We start from the raw sequence: 21,569 nt of genomic DNA on the forward strand, positions 1-21,569 counted from the left end.
ATTTTCCGGATTGGTATTAAGTGACGAAATGGTTGAGGGGTTAGCAATTGGCGCTTCAGTAGCTCATAACGGTTGTTGCTTAACGGTAACGGAAATTTCAGGTAACCAGATTGCTTTTGATTTAATGCAAGCGACATTGCGATTGACGAACTTAGGCCAACTGAATGTTGGTGACAAAGTGAATGTTGAGCGTGCAGCAAAGTTTGGTGACGAAATTGGCGGGCATAGCATGTCTGGCCACATTACTCTGATGGCTAACCTAGTCGATGTGATTAAAACAGAAAACAACCGTACACTTTGGTTCGAACTACCAGAAGAATCGATGAAGTACGTATTGAGTAAGGGTTACATTGGTGTTGATGGTTGTTCATTGACGATTGGTGAAGTGGAAGAGAACCGTTTCTCTGTTCACCTGATCCCAGAAACTCTGAATCGTACTCTGTTTGGCGGCCGTGAAGTAGGCGACCAAGTGAACATTGAGTTCGATCCACAAACGCAGGCAATTGTTGATACTGTCGAGCGTGTATTAGCGAACCAGAAATAGCCACTAAGCGCATTGAATCGGTGGCAATAAAATCACACCGATGACCAAATTAAAAAAGAGCACGTGAGGTGCTCTTTTTTGATCATGGTTTAAACGAGAAACTGATTGTCAGAATACTTGTTCATCATCGGCATCAATCGAAAGGTTGATTCTGTCTCTTACTTCGTCAACCTGCATATCCAAATGAATGGCATTGCAACACGCTGGACAATCATCATAGAAGTCTTGGCTACCATTAGATGCATCAAGCGTGATGTTAATACCGTGCCCACAATGCGGACAGGAGACATGTTTCTCTGTGTATTTATGCATGGCAAATTCTCCTCACTGTAACTGATACCAATCGTATTCGGTTATAAACAGCTGTAATTGGTATTAAACGGCCTGTATCTTCTGAATGCATGCTTCAGTGTGTACTAAATATTCGCCGCCAAATTGATTGCAGTGGTTAAGAAGATGGTACAAGTTGTAAATGTCTTTCCGATCAGTATAGCCAACGTCGAGTGGATTGACGCTCTGGTAACCTTCATAAAACTCTTTAGGGAAACCTTCAAACAATTCCGTTAATGCCAAATCGCATTCATGGTCCCCCCAGTAACAAGCCGGGTCGTAACAGATTGGCCCAAAGGCTGAATTTGCTACATTGCCATTCCAAAGATCCCCATGAAGCAAAGAAGGGCGAGGGTTGTGGCCAGCAAGACGCATATTCACCACATCAACGATGTCATCGATATCACCAAACTCGATGCCTTTCTCTTTGAGCAGTTGCAGTTGGAAACCAATGCGTTGCTCAGAGAAAAAGCGACCCCATTTCTTATGCCAAGGGTTGGGTTGAAGTGTGCTGCCGATATAGTTGTCTTGGTCGCAACCAAACTCTTTTTGCTCGCCCCATTGATGAAGCCGCGCAAGCTGAACGCCGAAATCGAAGCTATTGTTGCCCGTCTCGAGCGGTTTGGTCGGCAAGTAATTCAGAATAATGAACGAGCACTCTTTGGTTTTGCCAATAAGCACCAACTCAGGAACGTAAACAGTGGAGGTTTCTCTTAACAAGCGTAAGTTCTCAGCTTCAATTTCAAACTTAGGTAAAAATTCTCGCTGATTCACTTTCACAAAGTAACGCTCATTACCATCGCTGATCATATAGCAATCGTTAATGTCGCCACCAGAAACCTTGGTACGTTCAGTAATCTGAAAGTTAAATAGAAGAGTATCTGAAAGTTGTTGAGAAATGGCCTGCCACATAGGAAATCCTCAAAGACTGAAAGTTAAAAAGATTGAAGGTTAGAAATACTGTTTGTTTAATAGCAATAGTTTAGGATAAATCTGAACAATTTATAGACGCACTCGTCAATGTTCTTAGCTCTTCTTCATCTTACGTAGAATCAATTGGCCGAATTGTGAACTCGAACTGATTCAAGCTCTTTGAAATACAAACATAAATTGAAAACCTGACGTGATGAAATAGTTTGGAACTGGTCTCACAATCGAAACGGTTTTGAACGCCACAAACTGGAAAAGAGGTTTGAGCTTGTTATTGTCTAGCGACTAAATCAAATGAGCTTTTAGAGTAAGTTGAAAGGGCTTTGTTAACTGGCGCAATACTTTGCTTCAAAGTTTGTCTTACACTTCTTTAGCGTGAATTTACTTATGTCGTAAGTAGGCAGGTATACCACATAAAGCTATATCGATTTAATTTTAAGCTGAAATACTAACTAGGATCATTTAAATGTAGTTTTGGGCAATAAAGTGATGACAAATAGCTTCATTTACATAGTATTAGGCAAGTACGTATTAATCTGCTCTAGAGCTTAAAACGGAGAATTATTGTGGTTGTAGAAACCGATGGCTATTTGGCTTTAATCGAGCACCTATCATTCAACCTTGATGTGTTTACCAATAGTAATGGTGATACTGGAAACGAAAGTGTCGAAGACATTGTTACCGACATGATTTCAACAAACATCATGGCTATTTTCGAGCAAAACCCAGAGTTGCATTCGAGCGTTCGTTTTCAACTTTTGAAAGAAGCAGATGCCGTAGTAGCGGATCTTGGTGAAGTATTAGCGGGTGTGTGGGCTAAGAAAGCGACTAACGAACAAATTGTATTCCTCGATGAGTACATCGCGTTAGTGAAGAACCTGTTTGATACTGCTGTTGCTAAATACGATTAACGGTTTGTTTGCTCATTTATCGTCGTAATTAATCAGCATAATAACAACGGGCGTTTAAGTCGTATCTTTCTAGAGTTACCTCGCTCAGCGGTTTATCTTTCGAACCGCTATAAACGCCTAAAGTGCCAAAACTTGGATGCCCAGTAAGGGTTATCTAACCTAGAAATAATGACACCTTTCGATGTCGAGGCATGTAGAAATTGGTTGTTTCCTAAATAAACGCCTACATGTCGCACCGTCATCGAAGTCTTGAAAAACACCAAGTCACCGCTTGTTGCCTGCCCATACGCAATTTCTTTTCCCTTTTTACTCTGGTCTTTTGTGGTTCTTGGTAGAGCTTGTTGAGTCGCATTTTGCACGGCGATTTGAACAAAAGCAGAGCAATCTATACCTCGAAATGAGGTCCCACCGAAATGGTATGGCACGCCTTTCCACTGTTCATACACGCTCATATAAGCGTTTGTAGTCAATTGTTCTGACTTTGATAGGGGTTTCTGTGCGGTTTGACTAAGCTGAGAAGGCGAAGGTGACGAGCTACAAGCAGCCAATGTTGCTAAAGTTATTGTAACTACAGCCATTTTTCTGATTTTCATATGTAACTCTTCTGACAAAAAACTGAAATAAAAACGTCATCAAGGACTTCTAGTATACGACCTAACTTAAGGATATCTCTTTTCGTAGTCAAACTGGATTTCACATGCCCGACACAAATTTATCAATAAAACCCTCACGTTATACATTCTCGCTCATTCAAACCGTCACTGCTGTATTTATTTCCATTCTTTTACTTGTTACTTTTTTATCAATGGTTAGCATTCGGGGCGTTGAACGGGTCGGGGGACATTTTGATGCACTCTCGGAACAAGCATTACCCCTTGCTCTACATAACGCCGAATTAACGCAAAGCGTATTAGAACAAGTAAAACTTCTCACTTACAGCACCCAATCAACCGACTTAGATACACTGAATGCCACAAGGGGCTCAATTGACCAACTCGCGACAGAGAGCAATACCACGCTAGAGGAACTTCTTTTTATTTCCCAATCTTTTCCTGATGCGATCTCTTTAGAGCAACAACAAATCCTTGTCGATGACATGGCGCAACTGCAAGCTATGACCAACACGGTACTGCTGGCGCAGATTGAGATTCAAAGTAAGCAAAATCTGATCGACAGTAAAATGGGCGAGTTCCGTTATGGCGTTGGATCTATCGGACCAGAAATGAATCGAATCAGCTCATTCTTGGTTGAAGACAACCCAGAAGCGAGCGATGCAGCGAACCGATTCACATCCAGTGCGTCTGCTATGGCGAACACCTTCTTGATGTTGATGATGCAACCTGACATTGATAAAGCACAAGACGAATACCGTCAATTGAGAAACCGAATCGCAGGCCTTAACTTGGCTTACAGCGATTTTGCCGATTGGCATCCAGACATCGTTGAGTTCGCGAGCTTGACGGCGCCTTACGAGATGGTGAAAGAAGGCTTTACCGAAGAAGGCGTGATCAAACAGATCCTCTTGAAACTCGAACTTGTTCAGCAGCAAGAGCAGAACTTAACGCAAGTTATCACCCTCGCGAATACAGTCATAAGCACATTGAATCAGTTGTCTTCTACCGCTTCCCATCTGATTGATGAAAGCGAACTGGTTGTAAATCAAACCATCACCAATATTGATCGTGTGTTGTTTATCAGCGGGCTGGTTATTGCCGTAATCATTGTGATTTCATGGTTCGTGTTACGCCGTTGGATGAATAAAGGGCTAAAAAACATTACTCAACAGTTGAGTTCACTTGCAGATCATGACTTCTCTAAACAGAGTGAATTGCTTGGGCCGCTAGAGCTTCAAGTTATCACTTCAAAACTCAATACGGTCGTTGATTCCACCGCGGACTCGGTTCGTTTAGTAACGCGTAACTGTGAGACGCTTTATCAAACGGCTGAAGTAAGCCATGACGCTGCAGAGCAAACCAATTCGAGCTTGAACGAACAGAACGAATCACTTCAGAATATGATCACCACCATTACTGAGCTGGAAGCATCGATTGGTGAGATTGCTCGTATTTCTAACGCATCGAACGACGATGCTCAAATAGCAGAAGATGAGTCAGTGAATGGCAGCCAAGTGGTTGGCCTTAACCAACAACGATTACAAGCGCTTGAGCACTCTCTTAGCATGAGTGAAGAGTCGATGGCTGACTTGGATGGTCGAGTGAAACAGATTCGTGAAATGGTCGACATGATCAGTGGTATCGCTGAAAACACCAACTTATTGGCACTGAACGCTGCGATAGAAGCGGCGCGAGCAGGTGAACAAGGTCGAGGTTTTGCGGTAGTTGCAGACGAAGTGCGTAAATTGGCGAGCGGCACATCCCAGCAAACCACCAATATTCGTAGCATGATGAACGAACTAGTAGCGGCAGCAGATCGCTCACGTGCTTCTGTAACGGAATCGAGAAGCGAGATGGCCAATGCACTGCAAACCAGTGGTGATGTAAGACAAGCCTTCGAGAAAATAGAATTTGCAGTAAGCCAGATCAAAGGGCGTGTTGAGCAAATCATGGTGGCTACCGAACAACAAGCACGTGCGACTGTCGATGTAACGCATTCTATCACTCGCGTGTCTGAGCAGGGCGAAAATACTAAGCTGCAACTTGAATCTATGATCGAGAGTTCAGAGCAAGTCGGAGAGATAGCAGGGCACCAACAAGCTATGCTTCATAAGTACGTATTGAAGTAAGTGTGTCAACGTCGTCCGGAAGTGGGAATTGCCGCTGAAAGGTGAGAAGCTACGCATATAAAAATGGTGCAATCTCTTATGAGTTTGCGCCATTTTTTATTATTTTCTTGAGGCGTTAGGTCTTGTCTTTCGAATGAGGGAAGGAAGCGAATGGTTGGCGTAACATCAAGTCGAGCCTTTGTTCTTTTCCGTCTCGTATTTCTGGTACACCGATGCTTACCTTATCGTGACCAAGCTTGGGTTGAGCACGATACGTTTTAAACCAGATATCCCAAACTGATAAGAAGAACCCAAAGTTAGAGTGGGTCTCTTTGACGATCACTGAATGGTGCACTCGATGCATATCTGGCGTGACAATCACTTTACGAAGCTGCTTGTCGAACCATAAAGGTAAACGACCGTTGCTGTGATTGAACATAGCACTCACATTAAGCACAACCTCGAATATCACAACCGCTAGTGCGGGCACACCCAATACGAAAATCAACGCGACTTTAATTAACATAGATAAAATCATCTCGATGGGGTGGAAGCGGGTACCAGTTGTGACATCGATATCTAAATCGGCATGATGGACGCGATGAAGTTTCCACAGGACAGGGATACGGTGGAAGACTAAATGTTGAGTGTAAATGGCAAGATCTAATAACACGACACAAAGGAACACGGTGATTTCAAAGGGTAGGCGAATGTTATTGAACAGACCCCATTGATTTTGTTCCGCAATCAGTGCCGCTTGAAATGCCGCAACAGGTATTAATGTCGCCAATAAAACACTGTTAAGCGCCATTAATGAGAAGTTATTTCCCCAACGAAACCATTTATTTTGAGTCAACGTTTTTCTTGGCGCACGATATTCCCACAACGCACACAAAACAAAAGCGCTAATAAAGAAAACAAGGCGAAGCAGTGATGGGTCTTGCATGGGAATTCCTTCTATCATTCTAGGGACACTGTAAGTACAATCGTGCCACTTTTCTAGATTTATCGTTATTGTCCATGAGAATCCACGCTTTTCACCGTTTATATCAACACCGTTTGTCTCTTTCTACCAAGCCGTTTAACGCGCGCGGGTGTAAAGTGGTTCGATGTGAGTTCTGTAAAATCAAACAAGATAGCTGTATCTGTGAACATCAACCAGACGTAAATACGAACGTCGCGACCATGTTGATCTTATCGGACAACGAAATACTCAAACCAAGTAATACCGGCCGTTTAATCCTTGATACCGTTAAAGACAGCTATGCCTACCTTTGGCACCGCACTGAACCGAATCAAGAGATGCTTGATGTGCTGAAAGACGATAAATATCAGCCAGTCGTGGTCTTTCCTGAAGATTATACCGATGACAAATCGCGTGTGGTTGCAGATCTTGCTGAAATGCGAGATTCGAACAAGACGTTGCTGCTGATCTTTATTGATGGTAGTTGGCGTGAAGCACGACGTATTTTCCGTCGTTCAGAGTATCTGCAAGACTTACCGGTGTTGTCGATCGAACCAGAATCGGTTTCGCAATACATGATGCGTAAGTCAGACAACGAACAACATCTCTCGACTGCAGAAGTAGCGAGCTTGGTTTTGAAACAGGCTGGTGAAGAGCAGGGCGCAAAGACTTTACAGCTGTGGTTTGAGACATTTCGTGAAAGCTACATGCTAAGTAAGACGCGTTATAAGTCCGATCCAACCAAACCAAGCCTGAACGCTTTCATAGAGCACACTAAAAATGAGACGTCACTCTAACCTTTAACCGCTTTGTGCTGACTTGTTGTTCAAACAGATTCGAACACGAGATAAGTTTGTTATCCATCACGGTTTGTAGGGGGAGTGTTATGGATAATGCGTCCTAGATGTTTAATTTGAAAAATTTATTTGCCCGAATTTAGGGAAAAATTGGAGAGATTTCATGTATTACGGCTTCGATGTTGGCGGCACAAAAATTGAATTTGGTGCGTTCAATGAAAAACTTGAGCGAGTAGCAACAGAACGCGTACCAACGCCTACTGAAGATTATCAACTGCTACTTGATACGATTGCCGGTTTGGTGAAGAAGTACGACAGTGAATTTTCTTGCGAAGGTAAAATTGGTCTTGGTCTTCCTGGTATGGAAGATGCTGACGACGGCACAATGCTGGTTGTTAACGTGCCAGCTTCAACGGGGAAACCACTACGTAAAGACCTAGAAGCACTTATTGGTCGTAGTGTGAAAATTGAAAATGATGCGAATTGCTTTGCGCTTTCAGAAGCGTGGGATGACGAGCTTAAAGACGAACCATCAGTAGCAGGCCTAATTCTAGGTACTGGTTTTGGTGGCGGGTTAGTTTACGAAGGCAAAGTGTTCTCTGGTCGTAACCACGTTGCTGGTGAACTGGGCCATATGCGTCTTCCTATTGATGCTTGGTTCCACCTTGGCGACAACGCACCGTTACTCGGTTGTGGTTGTGGCAAGAAAGGTTGTCTAGACAGCTACCTATCAGGTCGTGGCTTTGAATTGATTTACGAGCACTACTTCGGCGAGAAGAAGAAAGCAATCGAGATCATTCAAGCGTACAACGAAGGTGAAGCAAAAGCGGCTGAGCACGTTGATCGTTTCATGGAGCTATTGGCTATCTGTTTCGCGAACCTGTTTACCGGTCTTGATCCACACGTAGTTGCATTGGGTGGCGGTCTTTCAAACTTCGAACTTATCTACGAAGAGATGCCAAAGCGTATCCCTAAATACCTACTGTCTGTAGCGAAATGTCCAAAGATCATCAAAGCGAAGCATGGTGATTCAGGCGGCGTTCGTGGTGCTGCATTCCTTAACATTAAGTAATCGTGACTTAAGTTAAGCTAGCTAAGGTTAGATAGTTAAAAAATACAAATAAAAATGCCGCAATCTCGAAAGAGGTTGCGGCATTTTTTATTGTTCGGTGCTTTCGTTTCTTTAGCTGTTAGCTGTTAACTACAAACGAAAAGCTAGAAACGACATATCAAGAAAAGAGCCAAGAGGGCTTACTTCTTCTTTTTACCAACACCAAGATTGTCTTTTTGCTTCAACGTAAGCTTAGTAAAGCCAAGCTTGCGGAAGTAGTTGTCTTGGTAGTTGCGAACCGCTTTAGTATCAGAAATCAACTCAAGCTGTTGCTCAGTTTTTAGATACTCAGAGATATCGATGCCTTCAGCTGCAGCAACAGCTTCTTGGATCGTGCGGTGTTCTTGTTTTGAAAACAGTAACTCTTTGTCTTCGTCTTTGTAAGTGTACAGAATGGTACGAGCCATGGTGCTCTCCAATAGAATTATTACTTTGCGCGCACTCTACATAAAAAGCGTACGTGGCTCAAGGTAATGGTAAGAAATCTTAAGATTATCGTTCTAAACGTTTAGCGTAATTTAAGCTATTTGTCTTTTAGGAAACGAACAGGTTGTTTTTTCACGAAACGAAAAAAACAAAAGCCCCTTAACATTGAAAAATCTATATAGGGGCTTCGTTTATGTTTTGGCGAAGATCTTCCAAATCATTTAAAAAGCTGCTAAGTCAATTTAGGTGTTTGTTTTGAATCAAACGCGACCTTGCAGAGGAATGATCGTCACTGTCTCGCCAACTTTCACAGTATCAACTGCTGGAGAGATTTCGATTAAGCAGTTCGCTTCACTCATTGAACGCAGAATACCTGAACCTTGCTTGCCCGTTGTTTTCACTTCAAGCACGCCAGATTCATTCATCGAGAACACACCACGGCTAAATTCAGTACGGCCTTGGCGTGAGCGCAGTTGTTCAGTTGCTACAGCATTTGCTTTTACTGGTGTCCAGTTCGTTTGACCTTGAAGCTTGCGGATCGCAGGCTCAACAAAGTTAATGAACGACACCATCACAGCAACAGGGTTACCCGGTAAACCAAAGAACGGCTTGTTCTCAATCTTACCGTAAGCCAATGGGCGACCTGGACGCATGTTGATACGCCAGAAGTTGATTTCACCCAGTTTATCTAACGCAAGCTTGATGTAATCCGCATCACCAACAGACACACCACCAGAAGTCAAAACCATATCGGTTTCAAGCGACGCAGAATGCAGCACATCCATCATCTTCTGCTCATCATCTTCAATGATGCCGTAATCGACGATGTCACAGCCGAGCTTTTGAAGCATGCCGATAATAGTAAAACGATTTGAGTCATAGATAGAGTTTGGTTTTTGCTCGTGACCCGGCGCTTGAACTTCATCACCCGTAGAGAACACACCCACTTTCACTTTACGCAGAACAGGGCAGGTACCAAAACCTAACGACGCCATCATGCCCATTTCTGGCGCTTCAATGCGTGTGCCACGTGTAAAGACAGGTTGGCCGATTTCTAAATCTTCACCTGCCATACGGACATTTTGTCCAACCGAGATTTTAGCATCAGGGAAGCTAACTTTATCGCCATCTTGGACGGCTTGTTCACGCATCACGACAACATCAACGCCTTCTGGCATTGGTGCGCCGGTCATGATTTTAACGGCTTCACCTTGTTGCACGATTTGCTCGTAGCTGTGACCCGCCATGACTTCAGCAATGATGTTGTAACTGTCCAATTCTAGATCTTCACTACGAATTGCATAACCGTCCATTGCAGAGTTGGTATTCTGAGGAACGTTGATTGGCGAAATCACATCTTCAGCCAGCACGCGGCCGTAGCCTTGCAGTAATTCAACACTCTCTGTGAGATCGAGTGCGTCAATGCTATCAACAATCTTTTGTTGGCCTTGAGTAACGGTTAAACCTGCAGGAGAGAACGAATCACAACAAACAGCTGGCGCTGCGTCTTTTGAAGATGAGCATGACACGGCTCTGTCTGTTGTAGAGACAAGGTCAAAGGACTGCGCGTAATCGATGATGAAATCACGAATCGCTTCTAAGTCGCTGATCGCCATTTGTGGCAGCTCTGATTCAACTTGGCTGTCTGCCGCGATAGCAATAATGTTGTTATCGTTTGGATATAACCAAGGTTTGCCCACTTCATCTCGGTGCAGTTCAATTTTAGGGAAGGCGATGTTCTTACAGCCTTCAACCAAAATCAGATCAAGCGTGTTGGTATCAAATCGAGTCAGCAGGTAATAAAAATCTGCTTCGGCTTCTGGTGTTTCTGTCATCATCACGTGACGATTACGAGAAGCAATCAACATTTGGTTCGCGCCCGCTTTACGTAAGCGGTAACTGTCTTTACCCGGCTTATCGACATCAAAATCGTGGTGAGCATGTTTTAACACGCCAACTTTTAAACCCGCATCAGTCAACAGAGGAAGCAGGGCTTCAAGTACGGTAGTTTTGCCTGTACCGCTATAAGCAGCAAAGCCCAATAAAGGAAGGTTAGGGCGTTGTTTAGAATCTTTCATTATTGAAGCGTTCCGAATTGGGTGAGTTCTTCTGGCGTGTTGAGATTAACAAAGCAGTTAGGAGAATCGCTGAAATCAACGTATTCGGTAACACACTCTTTGTATAGCAAGATGATTTTACGATCACCACGTTCCAAAAACGCTTCTAACTTTGGTAGAACACGTTTGTGGAATAGGGTGAATACAGGTTGCTTAAATTCGCCATCATGCGCGACAAGAATGTCGCTGTCTTCTTTAACTGCAGAACAAAAACGCTCAACAAGGTCGTCACTGATTTGTGGGCTGTCGCAAGGGACAAAGCCGACCCAGTCTGTACTCGCGTTTTTAAGGCCAGCATGAATGCCGCCCAATGGACCTGGATAGTCAGGGAAGGAATCGGAAACAACCGGAGCAAATGCTTGGTAACTGTCTAAGTTACGGTTGGCATTGATAGTGATGCTGACATCTTGCTGTGACAGCTTGTTTATAACGTATTGAATAAGCGGAGAACCGTTGAGCTCAACAAGTCCTTTATCTTTTCCGCCCATGCGGCTGGCCTGTCCGCCAGCCAAAATAACCCAACTAGTTTGCGTTGGAAGCAGCATAAATATTCTCTTGTGCTTTATCTTTCTGAATAACTTGCAGAAGCGGCGATTCGGTCAAAGTATTGTCTTTGATCCACCATTGCTTCTTACATAAGTCGGTTAACGCGTTAGTTTGGTGACTAGTGATGACTAAACTCGCGCCTCTTTGAAGAAGATCTTCGGCCATTATCACCAATCTTTCAATAGATTCTTTGTCTAAAGAGGCACTTGGTTCATCCATAAGCAAGATTGACGGCTTAAGAATCCAGGCTCGTGCCATTGCAACGCGTTGACGCTCACCACCAGACAACACAGAAATGTGTTCATCTGCCAAGGTTTCTAAACCTACCATTCTCAATGCATTAATTATTTGAGCTCGCTTATCTTTTTGGCTCTCTTTGTTAAAGCGAATGCCATAAGCGACATTTTGGTACACCGAACCATCAAAAAGATAGGGGGTTTGATGCAGGTAGATAATGTCTTTGAACTTGAGCCTAGGGAATAAGAGCTGCTGCCAGCTTTGTGTCGGAGACTGAATGCGGCCAGAGCTGGGCTGAATCAATCCAGACAATATTTTAAGTAGGGTCGTTTTACCCACACCATTATCTCCTTTGAGATAAATGGCATCGTTGGGGCCGATCGACAATTCGGGAATATGGAACAAAACACGCTCTTTGTAGCGCATTGAAATTTGCTGCGTTGTTATTTTTATACTCATGACAGCGTTCCTAAGTTCTTAAATAGCCTTTTCCTCTCACACTGGAAAGGAAAAAGTTAAGGGCTAATGCCAATGCTAATAACACCATACCGAGGGCGACGCCTTGAGCGAATGCGCCTTTGTGGCTTTCCATAGCGATAGCTGTTGGGATGTTTCTTGTCATCCCCATAATGTTGCCACCGACCATCATTGAACAACCAACCTCAGTGACGATACGAGAGAAGGCAGCGATAGTTGCAGCTAAAAGAGGGAAGCGCGTTTCCCAAATTAACGTACACGCCACACGAGTCGTTGATACGCCAAGCGTGCGCGCCGTTTCAACCGCTCGGCGGTCACTGGCCTGCAGAGCGCCGTGCATCATCGCGACTAGGATTGGGAAACAGATCAGCATCTGACCTAGAATCATCGCCTTTTGGGTGAACAGTAATTCCCAATCACCTAACGGGCCAGAGCGAGAGAGCATCATGTACATCAACAAACCGATAACCACGGTTGGGATAGCTTGCAGGGTGTTGATCACCGATAATAATGCCCACTTCCCGGGGAACTCGGTATAAGCCAATAAGAAAGCCATGATGATTGCAGGAATAATCACTAATGAGATGGCGGACAAAGATACGCTGAAAGATACCGCGACGATTTTCCACAATTCGTGGTCAAAACTCACTAGTAGGTTCATTGCATCAATCGTTGTTTGCCATAGGGTCATGAAGTATCTCGTGTGAATCGATAATAGGTCTTTATCGGTAATGACTGATGTTAATCATAGCTGACACAATATTATTGAGCCTATATTGGCCAGCTATTGTTTCTTTAAATGCTTCAGTTAACTGGTTAGTTAAGCGTAGTGCTAATTGGAATTAGTACTTACAACAAACCATTCTCAGCTTGTTATAAACGAATCTACGCTGACGAAAAACTACTCTGCGCTCGCTACAAACAGCTGTTTGCCATGCAGTTTAAAGTCGTTAATCAGTTTCTGACCTTTAGGGTTCACCAACCAATCACTGAATACTTTCGCTGCTTGGTAGTTAATGCTTGGGTAGCGCTCTGGGTTAACAAGGATTACTTGGTAAGGGTTGAATAGGTTCTTGTCACCTTGGAAAAGGATTTTAAGATCCAGTTTGTTTTGGTAAGCCAACCATGTGCCACGGTCTGTCATGGTGTAGCCTTGCATCTCTGACGCCATGTTCAGAGTAGGGCCCATACCTTGACCAACACTGCGGTAACCACCAAAGTTTGGTTCCATTTTAGTTTGCGCCCAAATACCCATCTCTTTCTTATGAGTACCAGAGTCGTCGCCACGAGACACAAACGTCACGTTATTAGTCGCGATCGCTTTGAACACATCGGCCACTGCTTTTTGAGATTCAATTTTTGCAGGGTCGCTTTGTGGACCAACGATGACAAAGTCGTTATACATCAGCTTACGAGGTAAAACGCCGTAGCCTTTTTCTACGAAATTCGCTTCAGCTTTTGGTGCGTGAGTCATTACCAAATCAACATCACCATTTTCGCCCATGCGAAGTGATTTACCGGTACCCGCAGCTAGAACATCAACCTTGATACCAGAATCTTTTTCGAACTCAGGCAATAAGTAGTCCAGTAGACCAGAGTGATAAGTACTTGTGGTTGTCGCCAACTTAATATGAGTGGTGTCTTCCGCGCTGCTAGCCGTGTAACTGACGATAGATAGAGCTGCAATAGTTAGGGGAATTGCTTTCATTATTATTATGTCCATTCTGTTATAAATGAATGACATGCCTTCAATTTTAAAGGGCTCAAAGAGGGCATGTGCATAAGACGCTAATTGTTGTAATTAGAAATCTACACCTTATAAGCAATCTTAATGCCAACAAATAATGCATCAGATTTCTTTAAATTGCTGTTATTTCGGACAAAACTGAGTCTTTTACCCCGTTAAAATGAATCAAAACATGAGCTAGGACAAAATGTCGCACATTGTCCCTGTTGGAGAAAAGGTTAATTGGTACACTCTGTCCCAACTTTTCTCACCGGCTAATCATTATGTCTTTACCTAGTTCATCTGCATCCAATCTCAACCCGAACACATTGACTCAGTATCAGGCGTTTTCCGTCTTGGTGGTCGATGATGAATTGGGTATGCAGGCTATCTTAAAGAAAGCACTGGGTAAGTTCTTTGGCAAGGTGTCGAGCGCAGGATCGGTTGAAGAGGCTGAAACGCTGCGTTCGAGCGAACATTTTGATCTGATTGTCCTTGATATCAACCTACCAGGCCGCTCTGGCATTGAGTGGGAAGAGGCGTTTAACGACAACGACAAACGCGCCGATGTGATTTTCATGACGGGTTATGCCGATCTAGAGATGACCATATCCGCGCTTAAGCTTGGTGCTTCAGATTTTATTCTTAAGCCGTTCAACCTCGAACAGATGATACAAGCGGTTCTGCGTTGTATGGATAAGCGACTCGACCAAAGAATGCAGTACGCGTTGAAGCGTGATGTGAGTCGTCATATCAAGACTGAACTGATTGGCAATTCAGACAAGACCAAACAACTTAAATTGCTGATCAGTCAATTTGCACCGTCTCGAGCGTCCGTCTTGATAGAAGGTGAGTCGGGTACCGGCAAAGAGCTGGTTGCTCGTGGTGTACATGAAGCCAGTAAACGCACAGGTCCATTTGTGCCAATCAACTGTGGTGCGATTGCTCCAGAGCTTCTAGAAAGTGAACTGTTTGGACATACATCAGGCGCATTTACTGGTGCGAAGAAAAACCGTGAAGGTCTTTTCCGAGTCGCAAGTGGTGGCACCTTGTTCCTTGATGAAATTGGTGAAATGCCACTGCCAATGCAAGCTGCATTGCTACGCGTGTTAGAGCAAAGAACCATTCGTCCAGTCGGTAGCGAAAAGGAAATTTCCGTTGACGTACGAGTGGTGGCGGCGACCAACCGAAATCTTCAAGAAGAGGTCGATAAAGGGCACTTCCGCCGCGATCTGTTCTACCGACTCAATGTACTTAAGATTGATGTGGTGCCATTGAGAGAGCGCCCGTCAGACCTGATTGAACTTGTTCCATACTTTACTCGTCTTTTATCGAGCGAGCTTGGCATGCCAGTTCCAAATTGGGCACATGAAGATATCTTGGCGTTGAACGAATACGAATGGCCGGGAAATATTCGTGAACTTAAAAACTTAGTCGAACGATGCATTCTTTTAGACAAGCCACCAGCACACTATTGGCGCGAGATTAATGGTGATCCTGTTCCCGCTAGCATTTCAGTGACGGTGTCACATGGTGCGGAAATGCCAAACTTGAATAATGCAGACGCTGCCGAGGGTTATCCAAACACTTGGACACTCAAAGAAGTAGAAAAATCTCATATAGAACAGCTGGTTAGTTTTCATGATGGCAATAAATCGGCAGCTGCAAGAGATCTTGGCGTCGCACGTAAAACGCTAGAGCGTAAGTACAAAGATTGGAACACAGAAGGCTCTGAATATGCCGATTAGACGTCGTTGGTGGTCAAAGTGGGCGTTCCGATTCAAAACCATGGTTCGCTACCGATTATTATTCCTTACATCTGCTCCGATCATTCTGACCTTGTGCGCGCTTGTGGCTATCACACTGTATTGGTCAATACATTACACGTGGCAGGGCGCTCTGATTGATGTCGATGAGCGTTTGGATGTTGCCGATAACAGTATTCACCTGATCCAAAATCAGCAAGCATACAACGTTCGTGCGTTTGCCGAGTCTTATAACTTTCGAACCAAACTTGCGAGTGATCTTTCACACGAAGAGCTAACGCGCTGGGTGTCTGAGAACAAATCTCGCTATGAGCTCGATTTTCTGCGCTGGCGCAGTGTCGAGAGCATGGAAAAGAAACTCGAATATCTAAACTTAACTCACAAGCCTTCATTTTTCAGTGTCTTAAGCCGTAATGAACTCAATTATCTCGATCGTGACCTCGCTAAAAAAGCGGAAGTTCCGATGCTCAACGGGCAAGAGGTCGAGACTCGCGGATTGGTAAGCCGAACCGTTGTATCCATCAAAGATGAACATGATCATGTGATTGGTTTTCTGGATGGTGGGATCTTACTGAATAACAGTACTCAACTTGTTGACCAAATCAGTAACCTTATCTATCCACAACGAGAAGGTTTTAATCGTCATATAGGAACGGTCACGGTTTTCCTTGATGATCTTCGTGTTAGCACCAACGTGCCTTTGAGCAGTGAAGACAGTGTAGGGCGCGCCATTGGTACACGTGTTTCTCACGAGGTTCACTCGAAAGTCTTGAATGAAGGTAAAGAGTGGCTAGATCGAGCGTATGTTTACGATGCTTGGTACATCACAGCTTACCAACCAATCCATGACCAGTTTAATAATGTGATTGGTATGCTTTACACCGGTTATTTGATTTGGCCGCTGATAGAAACGTACTTGACCAACCTTGGCGAAATTAGCATTACCATTGTGTTGCTTCTGTTGGCATCCGGTTTGATCGTTCACCGTGGCGCACGTGATCTTTTCAACCCAATCGAACGCATTCATAAGGTCGTCAAGCTAGTCCAGATGGGGCAAGACAAGCGAATTGGTACGCTAGGTTTGGATGATCAACACGAACTGACACTGCTCGCTAAACAATTCGACAAGATGTTGGATCTACTGCACGAGCGCAATCAAGAGATTCAACAAGCGGCGTCTGAACTTGAGTGCAAAGTGCATTCTCGTACCGCGAGTTTGAAAGAGAAAACTGAAGAACTCGAACTGCACATCAAGCTTCTCAATCAAGCCAGAGATAAGCTGGTGGTCAATGAAAAACTGGCCGCGTTAGGTGAATTAACGGCAGGTATTGCTCATGAGATCAATAACCCAACCGCCGTGATTCTTGGCAACGTTGAACTGATGAAGTTTGAACTGGGCGATCAAGTGAGCCGTGTAGATGAGGAAGTCCACGCGATCATGGAGCAGATTGACCGAATTCGAAATATCACACGAAGCCTGCTTCAATACAGCCGTCACGGCGGCGTACAAGACGAAATTACGTGGCAACATATCAACCCAATAGTGGATGAAAGTATTACGCTCGTAAAAACAGGTGCGAAGAAGAAAGGCATTGTGTACGTATCGCAGCTGAACGCTAAAACCTCAGTCGAGGTCAATCGAAACCAATTGCTACAGATTCTGGTTAACCTACAAATGAACGCGATTCATGCAATGGACGGTCAGGGCACGTTAACCATTTCGAGTGAAGACTGGGTTGAAAATGGTGTGTCTCATGGCGCTATCGTTCATGTTCAAGATGAAGGCTGCGGTATTAAGGAAGAACAACTGAAACGTATCTTCTCGCCTTTCTATACCACCAAACGAGATGGCACGGGCTTAGGGTTGTCAGTATCTCAGAGTATCTTGAGCCAAACTGGCGGCGAGATCCGAGTTGAATCTGAGGTAGGTAAGGGAAGTTGCTTTAGTATCTATCTTCAACAGAAAGCGACACCTCAATTGCTTGTATCAAACCTATAAATTCTAAGAACTCATTCACTGATATTATCATCTGATAATATTTCTAACGCGCTTGGGCTATTACACGAACGTTTTAGCCCAAGCACGAAAATTCTGCACTACTAATCTATCGCAAACCAAATCTCAACCTCTTTCGGTTTGACGAGCACCTCTTTTTGGCCATGTAACACAGTGCATATCTTTTGATCTTGATGCATATCATCTGAACTGTACGAAATTTTGATACCTTGACCGAAATCCATAATCAAAACAAATAATAAAGTCAGTCAGCTATGAAATTAAGTAACGCGAAGGTTGATCACAGTGTTGTCGCGTCTAACGAAACTCGTCAACAACTCGATGTGATTGTGAATGAACTGCATAACGCCAATGACATGGTGGCACAAATTGCCGCAGCCTCGGAGCAGCAAAGCACGGTAGCCACTGAAATGAGTGAAAGTGTTACTGGGATTCATCTCGCTGCAAATGAGGTACTCCAAGCCTCACAATCGCTCGCAGAAGACAGTCAGAAAATGGCGAACACTACAGAACACCTTACTGAGCAATTGAAATACTTTAAGGTTTAGCATCAATAGGACTATTAGCTTAAAGATAAAAAGCTCATAAAAAACACCTCCGCACTTGCGATAAGTTCGGAGGTGTTTTTATTTATGGCTAGTCATTTGCTATAAGCAACAAACGTCTAAAGCATCAAGCCTAATGCGCCGCTACTGAAATTTTCGGTGGGTTGATGTTGTGCTTCTTAAACTCTTTCATCACACGCAAAGTAATGTCGGTTTCAAACAGCTTCTCATACGCAGTATCCACAACGTAAGCCTTACAAGTTAGCTGTATTGCTAGGTAGTTATCGGTAATCGTCTGTTTAACCAAAACCGTTACAGGTTTCGGCAAGTGGATATAACGACTTGAAGACGCCGCTTCTTGAATTAGATCGCGGGCTAGGGTGATGTCTTCATCCATACCAACGTAAAACGGAATCACCACCTGCATGTCCAACGCACCGTAGTTACCACTGGTGGTCACTTCATTTAAGAACTTGTTGTTCGGAATGGTAATGATGTCATCGTTCAGGGTTCTCATTCGCACTGAACGCAAACCAATGGTAATGATATCACCGTAGTTGCCTTCGAACGTGACGCGGTCACCAACTTGAAAGGGCCTATCAATCATTACCGTGATGCCCGCGATGAATGAAGCTGCCAAATCTTTAAGCGCAAAGCCGACTGACACGGCGAGGGTACCACCAATCAAAGCCAGTATTTGGTCGTTGATTCTAAAGCTCATCATGAACACGATAAGACCTGTGCTCACATAGATAAAGAACTGAGTAAACGACTGCAGTTTCTGTAGCAGCATTCGGTATTGCACGAATTGGCTACCAAAACTGGTCACCATCGAGTTGATAAACTTAAGCAGTAACCACATCGCAGCAATAACGATCATGGAGAAGAACACGCCGCTCCATCGCACTAGACTCGCTATCTTTGAGATGTTTTCTACATTGGCTAACTCTTCCGTCGCAAAGATCGGGAAACTGACAGCACTTGCCAAGCCAACAAATAGTAGGATAAATAACTTCTTCATTTTACTTCACCAGTAGATGTTGACGGTCGAGAACGTTAGTAATGTGGCGGAACCAGTGCTCGGAAATTCGAGCCTTTTCTTCATGCCAACCAATATAACCACGGCTTTCAAAGTAACGCAGAATGCCGGTTATCTCAGCCGTGCTTAGCTGCGTACAATCAGACAAGACTTCCGGAGACGCGATTTCCAACTGCACGATAGAACGAAGCACAGCCAGCATAGGTTTTGGCATGTTTTCTAGTTCTTGTGCTTCTGGAACATGGAACAAGCGCACCACGGCTTGATCGGTATCTTTGTTTCGATTCAATGAGAGTCGGAAGAAGCGCAACGCAACGGTAGGGTTACCATCAGAGTAATGCCACAAGATTCGGTAGAAGCCTTGGCGTGCGCGATCTTCCTCGCTCATGTCATCTTGGTCCCACTGTTTAGGCACCACCAAACCATCAAACGATAACGGCTTCTCAAGCTCCGTATTAATACGGCTATTTAGAAGCTCACCGACTTGTTTCTCTGTCCAACGCGGAAGGAAACACACCAAGTCAAACAGCAAACGTTCGCCACGCGCTCGATCGACAAACCGCCAGCTTGATTTGGCGATCGATATCACGACACGGTGGTTCTTTTTAGAACGACGCAGTAGATTGGTTAAACGTATCAGATCAGACAAGCCGCCAACCATTGGCTTAACTAGACGTTGTGCATTATCGATCGCAATCAAGTACGTGGTCTTGCTTTTACGAAGGTGAGCCAAGATCTGAATCTCAGTCGCTTTCTCTTCCAAGCCGATGCTCACCGCTAGATGCGCTAACAGCTCTTGATAACCAGCGTAAGGGCAACTTACGTAGACAGGTTCAGCGTTAGAGACTTTGTGCAGCAGGGTATAAAGCAGCGTTGTTGCGCCCACACCACGTTCACCTGAAACAATACAGATAGCAGGGCTGTCTGACATCAAGTAGCGAGACAGTTGCTTAACCTCATCACCGGCGTAATCAATCAGCGTGCTGTCGATATTACCCGGAAGAATGTATTCATAGGTTTGATCGCCTTTGATTCGAACCAAGTTTTGCTGATTCTTGTCAAGGTCAGACTGCTTAGCCACTTCAATTCTAAACAGGTACGCCAAAGCTTGGCTAAACAGTGTGTAATTAGACAGTAAGGCCATGATGCGGTGTTGGAAGTTGTAAACACTCAACCATACGATGCCAATGGCCGTCGCCAATATATTAAGTAAGAAGGTATCCTTGCGGTTTACTGCCCAGTTCACCCATACCGGACGATCAGAGATGTGTTGCAGCGTATCGAAGACTTTCGCACGCCATAATCTAAGCACTGAAATGGTAACCAGTACAAACCAGAAAAATAGGGCGCTGTAGATCCAGCTATAGATAGTGCCTTTGCCTAGCGTGATACTCGATATTTGCAAAGTCACACCCGCAACAATGAAGCTCCAAACATAACGGCGAATGGTCGATAGGCGCAGCGCAATCACTTCTTGATTAGATGTGCGGCCCAAACGATACGCAAATTCCAAAATAAAGCTGATAGCAATCGAACCACCTAGAATCCACCAAGTGAAGATCTCAAGGAAAATCAGGTGTTGCAGGCTAGGGATGCTGGAGAGCATTCTTAGAGAAAGCGTAATCGCAATTAACCAAGCAATCGCACGATCAGCGCGGCTGATGTACCAGATCACACGTACTAAAAATGGAGGGTTCGTTTTCGCTTCAAGAAAATTAATTCTGAACAACTCAATCAAACGAGTGCTATTGGCAAGCCACCACGCTAAACCAAAATAGATAAACAACACTTTTAACGATGCACCAATCACAGGCACTGGCGAAATAAAGATGTCTTTAACGAGCGCTTTAAAGCTACGAATTTGGAAGTAAACAAGATACTCAATGTTGAGCTTGGTTAATTCCCACTCTTGCTTAAATTGAGTTACGCCGTAGGGGCCAAAACCCGTTAGGCGCTCTTTATTAGCGGAATTCGTCTGCTCTAACAGGTGTTGCTTGCTCACATTCAAGCTATTCAAAGTGACGTAACTGGTTTGAACGGCAAACCATTGATCGGCGTCGTTGTTCGCTCTGTAGGCTTTTATCTGTTGCTCGAAGGTTTTGATTTCCTGCTTTTGAACTTGTAGCACTTCAGCGAGCAATATATTGACTTGGCGTCTGTCCGACGGTTCCATAAAGAGGGGGTCGGGTAACGAATCAATTCGATCATCGAGATCAACAGCAGAATCGGATACCTGCGGCTGAGATTGTAAGTCATATTCCAAGTTGGCATGACTAGGCCAAGAGAGAATGGCCAAAGTGAGGATTAAGAAGCGCGATAGTGAACGCATAAAAGTCTCTTAGAATTATGAGGTTAGGATTACTA

Annotated in this window: 19 protein-coding genes and 1 pseudogene; 8 read left to right on the forward strand and 12 right to left on the reverse strand. The window is 44.2% G+C overall.

Features of this window, described 5'->3' with window-relative positions:
* Positions 1-544, forward strand: a 544-nt coding sequence (locus tag AB4585_RS15595; protein WP_372170204.1) for a riboflavin synthase subunit alpha, incomplete at its 5' end; no start/stop codon positions are given.
* A 108-nt stretch (positions 545-652) separates the two neighbouring features.
* On the opposite strand, the gene AB4585_RS15600 is transcribed toward AB4585_RS15595, so the two are convergent.
* The gene (locus tag AB4585_RS15600; protein WP_017059600.1) at positions 653-856 is read right to left on the reverse strand and encodes a CPXCG motif-containing cysteine-rich protein; all 204 of its coding nucleotides are present in this window, start codon (positions 854-856) and stop codon (positions 653-655) included.
* A gap of 63 nt (positions 857-919) precedes the next feature.
* Positions 920-1,786: a fructosamine kinase family protein gene (locus tag AB4585_RS15605; RefSeq protein WP_372170206.1), complete on the reverse strand. Its 867-nt coding sequence runs from the start codon at positions 1,784-1,786 to the stop codon at positions 920-922.
* A 584-nt stretch (positions 1,787-2,370) separates the two neighbouring features.
* Here AB4585_RS15605 and AB4585_RS15610 point away from each other — a divergent pair.
* Positions 2,371-2,715, forward strand: a complete 345-nt coding sequence (locus tag AB4585_RS15610) for a DUF3802 family protein (protein WP_010440912.1) — start codon at positions 2,371-2,373, stop codon at positions 2,713-2,715.
* A gap of 107 nt (positions 2,716-2,822) precedes the next feature.
* Here the strand turns inward: AB4585_RS15610 and AB4585_RS15615 are convergent, their stop codons facing one another.
* Positions 2,823-3,308: a C40 family peptidase gene (locus tag AB4585_RS15615; protein ID WP_017059602.1), complete on the reverse strand. Its 486-nt coding sequence runs from the start codon at positions 3,306-3,308 to the stop codon at positions 2,823-2,825.
* Positions 3,309-3,412: 104 nt separating this feature from the next.
* Here AB4585_RS15615 and AB4585_RS15620 point away from each other — a divergent pair, with 104 nt between their 5' ends.
* A complete protein-coding gene (locus AB4585_RS15620) occupies positions 3,413-5,458 on the forward strand; it encodes a methyl-accepting chemotaxis protein (protein ID WP_372170208.1) in 2,046 nt (681 codons plus the stop codon).
* A gap of 115 nt (positions 5,459-5,573) precedes the next feature.
* Here the strand turns inward: AB4585_RS15620 and AB4585_RS15625 are convergent, their stop codons facing one another.
* On the reverse strand, positions 5,574-6,383 hold the full coding sequence (locus tag AB4585_RS15625; protein ID WP_171733000.1) for a sterol desaturase family protein: 810 nt from the start codon (positions 6,381-6,383) through the stop codon (positions 5,574-5,576).
* A 68-nt stretch (positions 6,384-6,451) separates the two neighbouring features.
* Between AB4585_RS15625 and AB4585_RS15630 the strand changes: the two genes are divergently transcribed.
* Together AB4585_RS15630 and nagK are read left to right on the forward strand one after the other, a co-directional pair.
* The gene (locus AB4585_RS15630) at positions 6,452-7,198 is read left to right on the forward strand and encodes a tRNA-uridine aminocarboxypropyltransferase (protein ID WP_371722153.1); all 747 of its coding nucleotides are present in this window, start codon (positions 6,452-6,454) and stop codon (positions 7,196-7,198) included.
* Between the two features lie 163 nt (positions 7,199-7,361).
* Positions 7,362-8,270 (forward strand): N-acetylglucosamine kinase, encoded by a 909-nt coding sequence (gene nagK, locus AB4585_RS15635; protein ID WP_017068179.1) that lies wholly within the window; start codon positions 7,362-7,364, stop codon positions 8,268-8,270.
* A 179-nt stretch (positions 8,271-8,449) separates the two neighbouring features.
* Here nagK and AB4585_RS15640 read toward each other — a convergent pair whose 3' ends face one another.
* The 6 genes from AB4585_RS15640 to AB4585_RS15665 all read right to left on the reverse strand — a co-directional run bounded on the left by AB4585_RS15640 (position 8,450) and on the right by AB4585_RS15665 (position 13,820).
* Positions 8,450-8,716: a DUF2960 family protein gene (locus tag AB4585_RS15640; RefSeq protein ID WP_017063882.1), complete on the reverse strand. Its 267-nt coding sequence runs from the start codon at positions 8,714-8,716 to the stop codon at positions 8,450-8,452.
* Positions 8,717-8,995: 279 nt separating this feature from the next.
* Positions 8,996-10,813, reverse strand: coding sequence for a bifunctional molybdopterin-guanine dinucleotide biosynthesis adaptor protein MobB/molybdopterin molybdotransferase MoeA (locus tag AB4585_RS15645; protein WP_372170210.1), 1,818 nt, complete (start codon positions 10,811-10,813; stop codon positions 8,996-8,998).
* The gene (gene mobA / locus AB4585_RS15650; protein ID WP_004733776.1) at positions 10,813-11,397 is read right to left on the reverse strand and encodes a molybdenum cofactor guanylyltransferase MobA; all 585 of its coding nucleotides are present in this window, start codon (positions 11,395-11,397) and stop codon (positions 10,813-10,815) included. The genes AB4585_RS15645 and mobA overlap by 1 nt, the downstream gene beginning before the upstream one ends.
* A complete protein-coding gene (locus tag AB4585_RS15655) occupies positions 11,375-12,094 on the reverse strand; it encodes an energy-coupling factor ABC transporter ATP-binding protein (RefSeq protein ID WP_372170212.1) in 720 nt (239 codons plus the stop codon). The genes mobA and AB4585_RS15655 overlap by 23 nt, the downstream gene beginning before the upstream one ends.
* Before the next feature lie 10 nt (positions 12,095-12,104).
* Positions 12,105-12,803 carry an ABC transporter permease gene (locus tag AB4585_RS15660; RefSeq protein ID WP_017059610.1) on the reverse strand — a complete coding sequence of 233 codons (699 nt, stop codon included), beginning with the start codon at positions 12,801-12,803 and terminating at the stop codon, positions 12,105-12,107.
* A gap of 210 nt (positions 12,804-13,013) precedes the next feature.
* Positions 13,014-13,820 carry a substrate-binding domain-containing protein gene (locus AB4585_RS15665; RefSeq protein ID WP_017071481.1) on the reverse strand — a complete coding sequence of 269 codons (807 nt, stop codon included), beginning with the start codon at positions 13,818-13,820 and terminating at the stop codon, positions 13,014-13,016.
* Positions 13,821-14,122: 302 nt separating this feature from the next.
* On the opposite strand from AB4585_RS15665, the gene AB4585_RS15670 reads away from it, so the two are divergent.
* The 3 genes and pseudogenes from AB4585_RS15670 to AB4585_RS15680 form a co-directional block, all read left to right on the forward strand.
* A complete protein-coding gene (locus AB4585_RS15670) occupies positions 14,123-15,586 on the forward strand; it encodes a sigma-54 dependent transcriptional regulator (protein WP_029235435.1) in 1,464 nt (487 codons plus the stop codon).
* Positions 15,576-17,603, forward strand: a complete 2,028-nt coding sequence (locus tag AB4585_RS15675; RefSeq protein WP_372170215.1) for a cache domain-containing protein — start codon at positions 15,576-15,578, stop codon at positions 17,601-17,603. The genes AB4585_RS15670 and AB4585_RS15675 overlap by 11 nt, the downstream gene beginning before the upstream one ends.
* Positions 17,604-17,869: 266 nt before the next feature.
* Positions 17,870-18,169 (forward strand): annotated as a pseudogene (locus tag AB4585_RS15680) (methyl-accepting chemotaxis protein); the annotation flags it as partial.
* Positions 18,170-18,299: 130 nt separating this feature from the next.
* On the opposite strand, the gene AB4585_RS15685 reads toward AB4585_RS15680, so the two are convergent.
* Together AB4585_RS15685 and AB4585_RS15690 are read right to left on the reverse strand one after the other, a co-directional pair.
* Positions 18,300-19,187 (reverse strand): mechanosensitive ion channel family protein, encoded by an 888-nt coding sequence (locus AB4585_RS15685; protein WP_017059614.1) that lies wholly within the window; start codon positions 19,185-19,187, stop codon positions 18,300-18,302.
* Position 19,188: 1 nt separating this feature from the next.
* The gene (locus AB4585_RS15690; protein WP_372170218.1) at positions 19,189-21,534 is read right to left on the reverse strand and encodes an ATP-binding protein; all 2,346 of its coding nucleotides are present in this window, start codon (positions 21,532-21,534) and stop codon (positions 19,189-19,191) included.
* Between the last annotated feature and the right edge of the window lie 35 nt (positions 21,535-21,569).

Origin of the sequence: Vibrio sp. 10N.222.49.C9, from assembly GCF_041474985.1 — a bacterium.
In the GTDB taxonomy this organism is placed as follows: Bacteria; Pseudomonadota; Gammaproteobacteria; order Enterobacterales; family Vibrionaceae; genus Vibrio; species Vibrio crassostreae_C.

Coding starts and splice junctions, on each gene's coding strand:
- AB4585_RS15600 (WP_017059600.1), bottom strand. CDS start 856: ATGCATAAATACACAGAGAAACATGTCTCCTGTCCGCATTGTGGGCAC.
- AB4585_RS15605 (WP_372170206.1), bottom strand. CDS start 1,786: ATGTGGCAGGCCATTTCTCAACAACTTTCAGATACTCTTCTATTTAAC.
- AB4585_RS15615 (WP_017059602.1), bottom strand. CDS start 3,308: ATGAAAATCAGAAAAATGGCTGTAGTTACAATAACTTTAGCAACATTG.
- AB4585_RS15620 (WP_372170208.1), top strand. CDS start 3,413: ATGCCCGACACAAATTTATCAATAAAACCCTCACGTTATACATTCTCG.
- AB4585_RS15625 (WP_171733000.1), bottom strand. CDS start 6,383: ATGCAAGACCCATCACTGCTTCGCCTTGTTTTCTTTATTAGCGCTTTT.
- nagK (WP_017068179.1), top strand. CDS start 7,362: ATGTATTACGGCTTCGATGTTGGCGGCACAAAAATTGAATTTGGTGCG.
- AB4585_RS15640 (WP_017063882.1), bottom strand. CDS start 8,716: ATGGCTCGTACCATTCTGTACACTTACAAAGACGAAGACAAAGAGTTA.
- AB4585_RS15645 (WP_372170210.1), bottom strand. CDS start 10,813: ATGAAAGATTCTAAACAACGCCCTAACCTTCCTTTATTGGGCTTTGCT.
- mobA (WP_004733776.1), bottom strand. CDS start 11,397: ATGCTGCTTCCAACGCAAACTAGTTGGGTTATTTTGGCTGGCGGACAG.
- AB4585_RS15655 (WP_372170212.1), bottom strand. CDS start 12,094: ATGAGTATAAAAATAACAACGCAGCAAATTTCAATGCGCTACAAAGAG.
- AB4585_RS15660 (WP_017059610.1), bottom strand. CDS start 12,803: ATGACCCTATGGCAAACAACGATTGATGCAATGAACCTACTAGTGAGT.
- AB4585_RS15665 (WP_017071481.1), bottom strand. CDS start 13,820: ATGAAAGCAATTCCCCTAACTATTGCAGCTCTATCTATCGTCAGTTAC.
- AB4585_RS15670 (WP_029235435.1), top strand. CDS start 14,123: ATGTCTTTACCTAGTTCATCTGCATCCAATCTCAACCCGAACACATTG.
- AB4585_RS15675 (WP_372170215.1), top strand. CDS start 15,576: ATGCCGATTAGACGTCGTTGGTGGTCAAAGTGGGCGTTCCGATTCAAA.
- AB4585_RS15685 (WP_017059614.1), bottom strand. CDS start 19,187: ATGAAGAAGTTATTTATCCTACTATTTGTTGGCTTGGCAAGTGCTGTC.
- AB4585_RS15690 (WP_372170218.1), bottom strand. CDS start 21,534: ATGCGTTCACTATCGCGCTTCTTAATCCTCACTTTGGCCATTCTCTCT.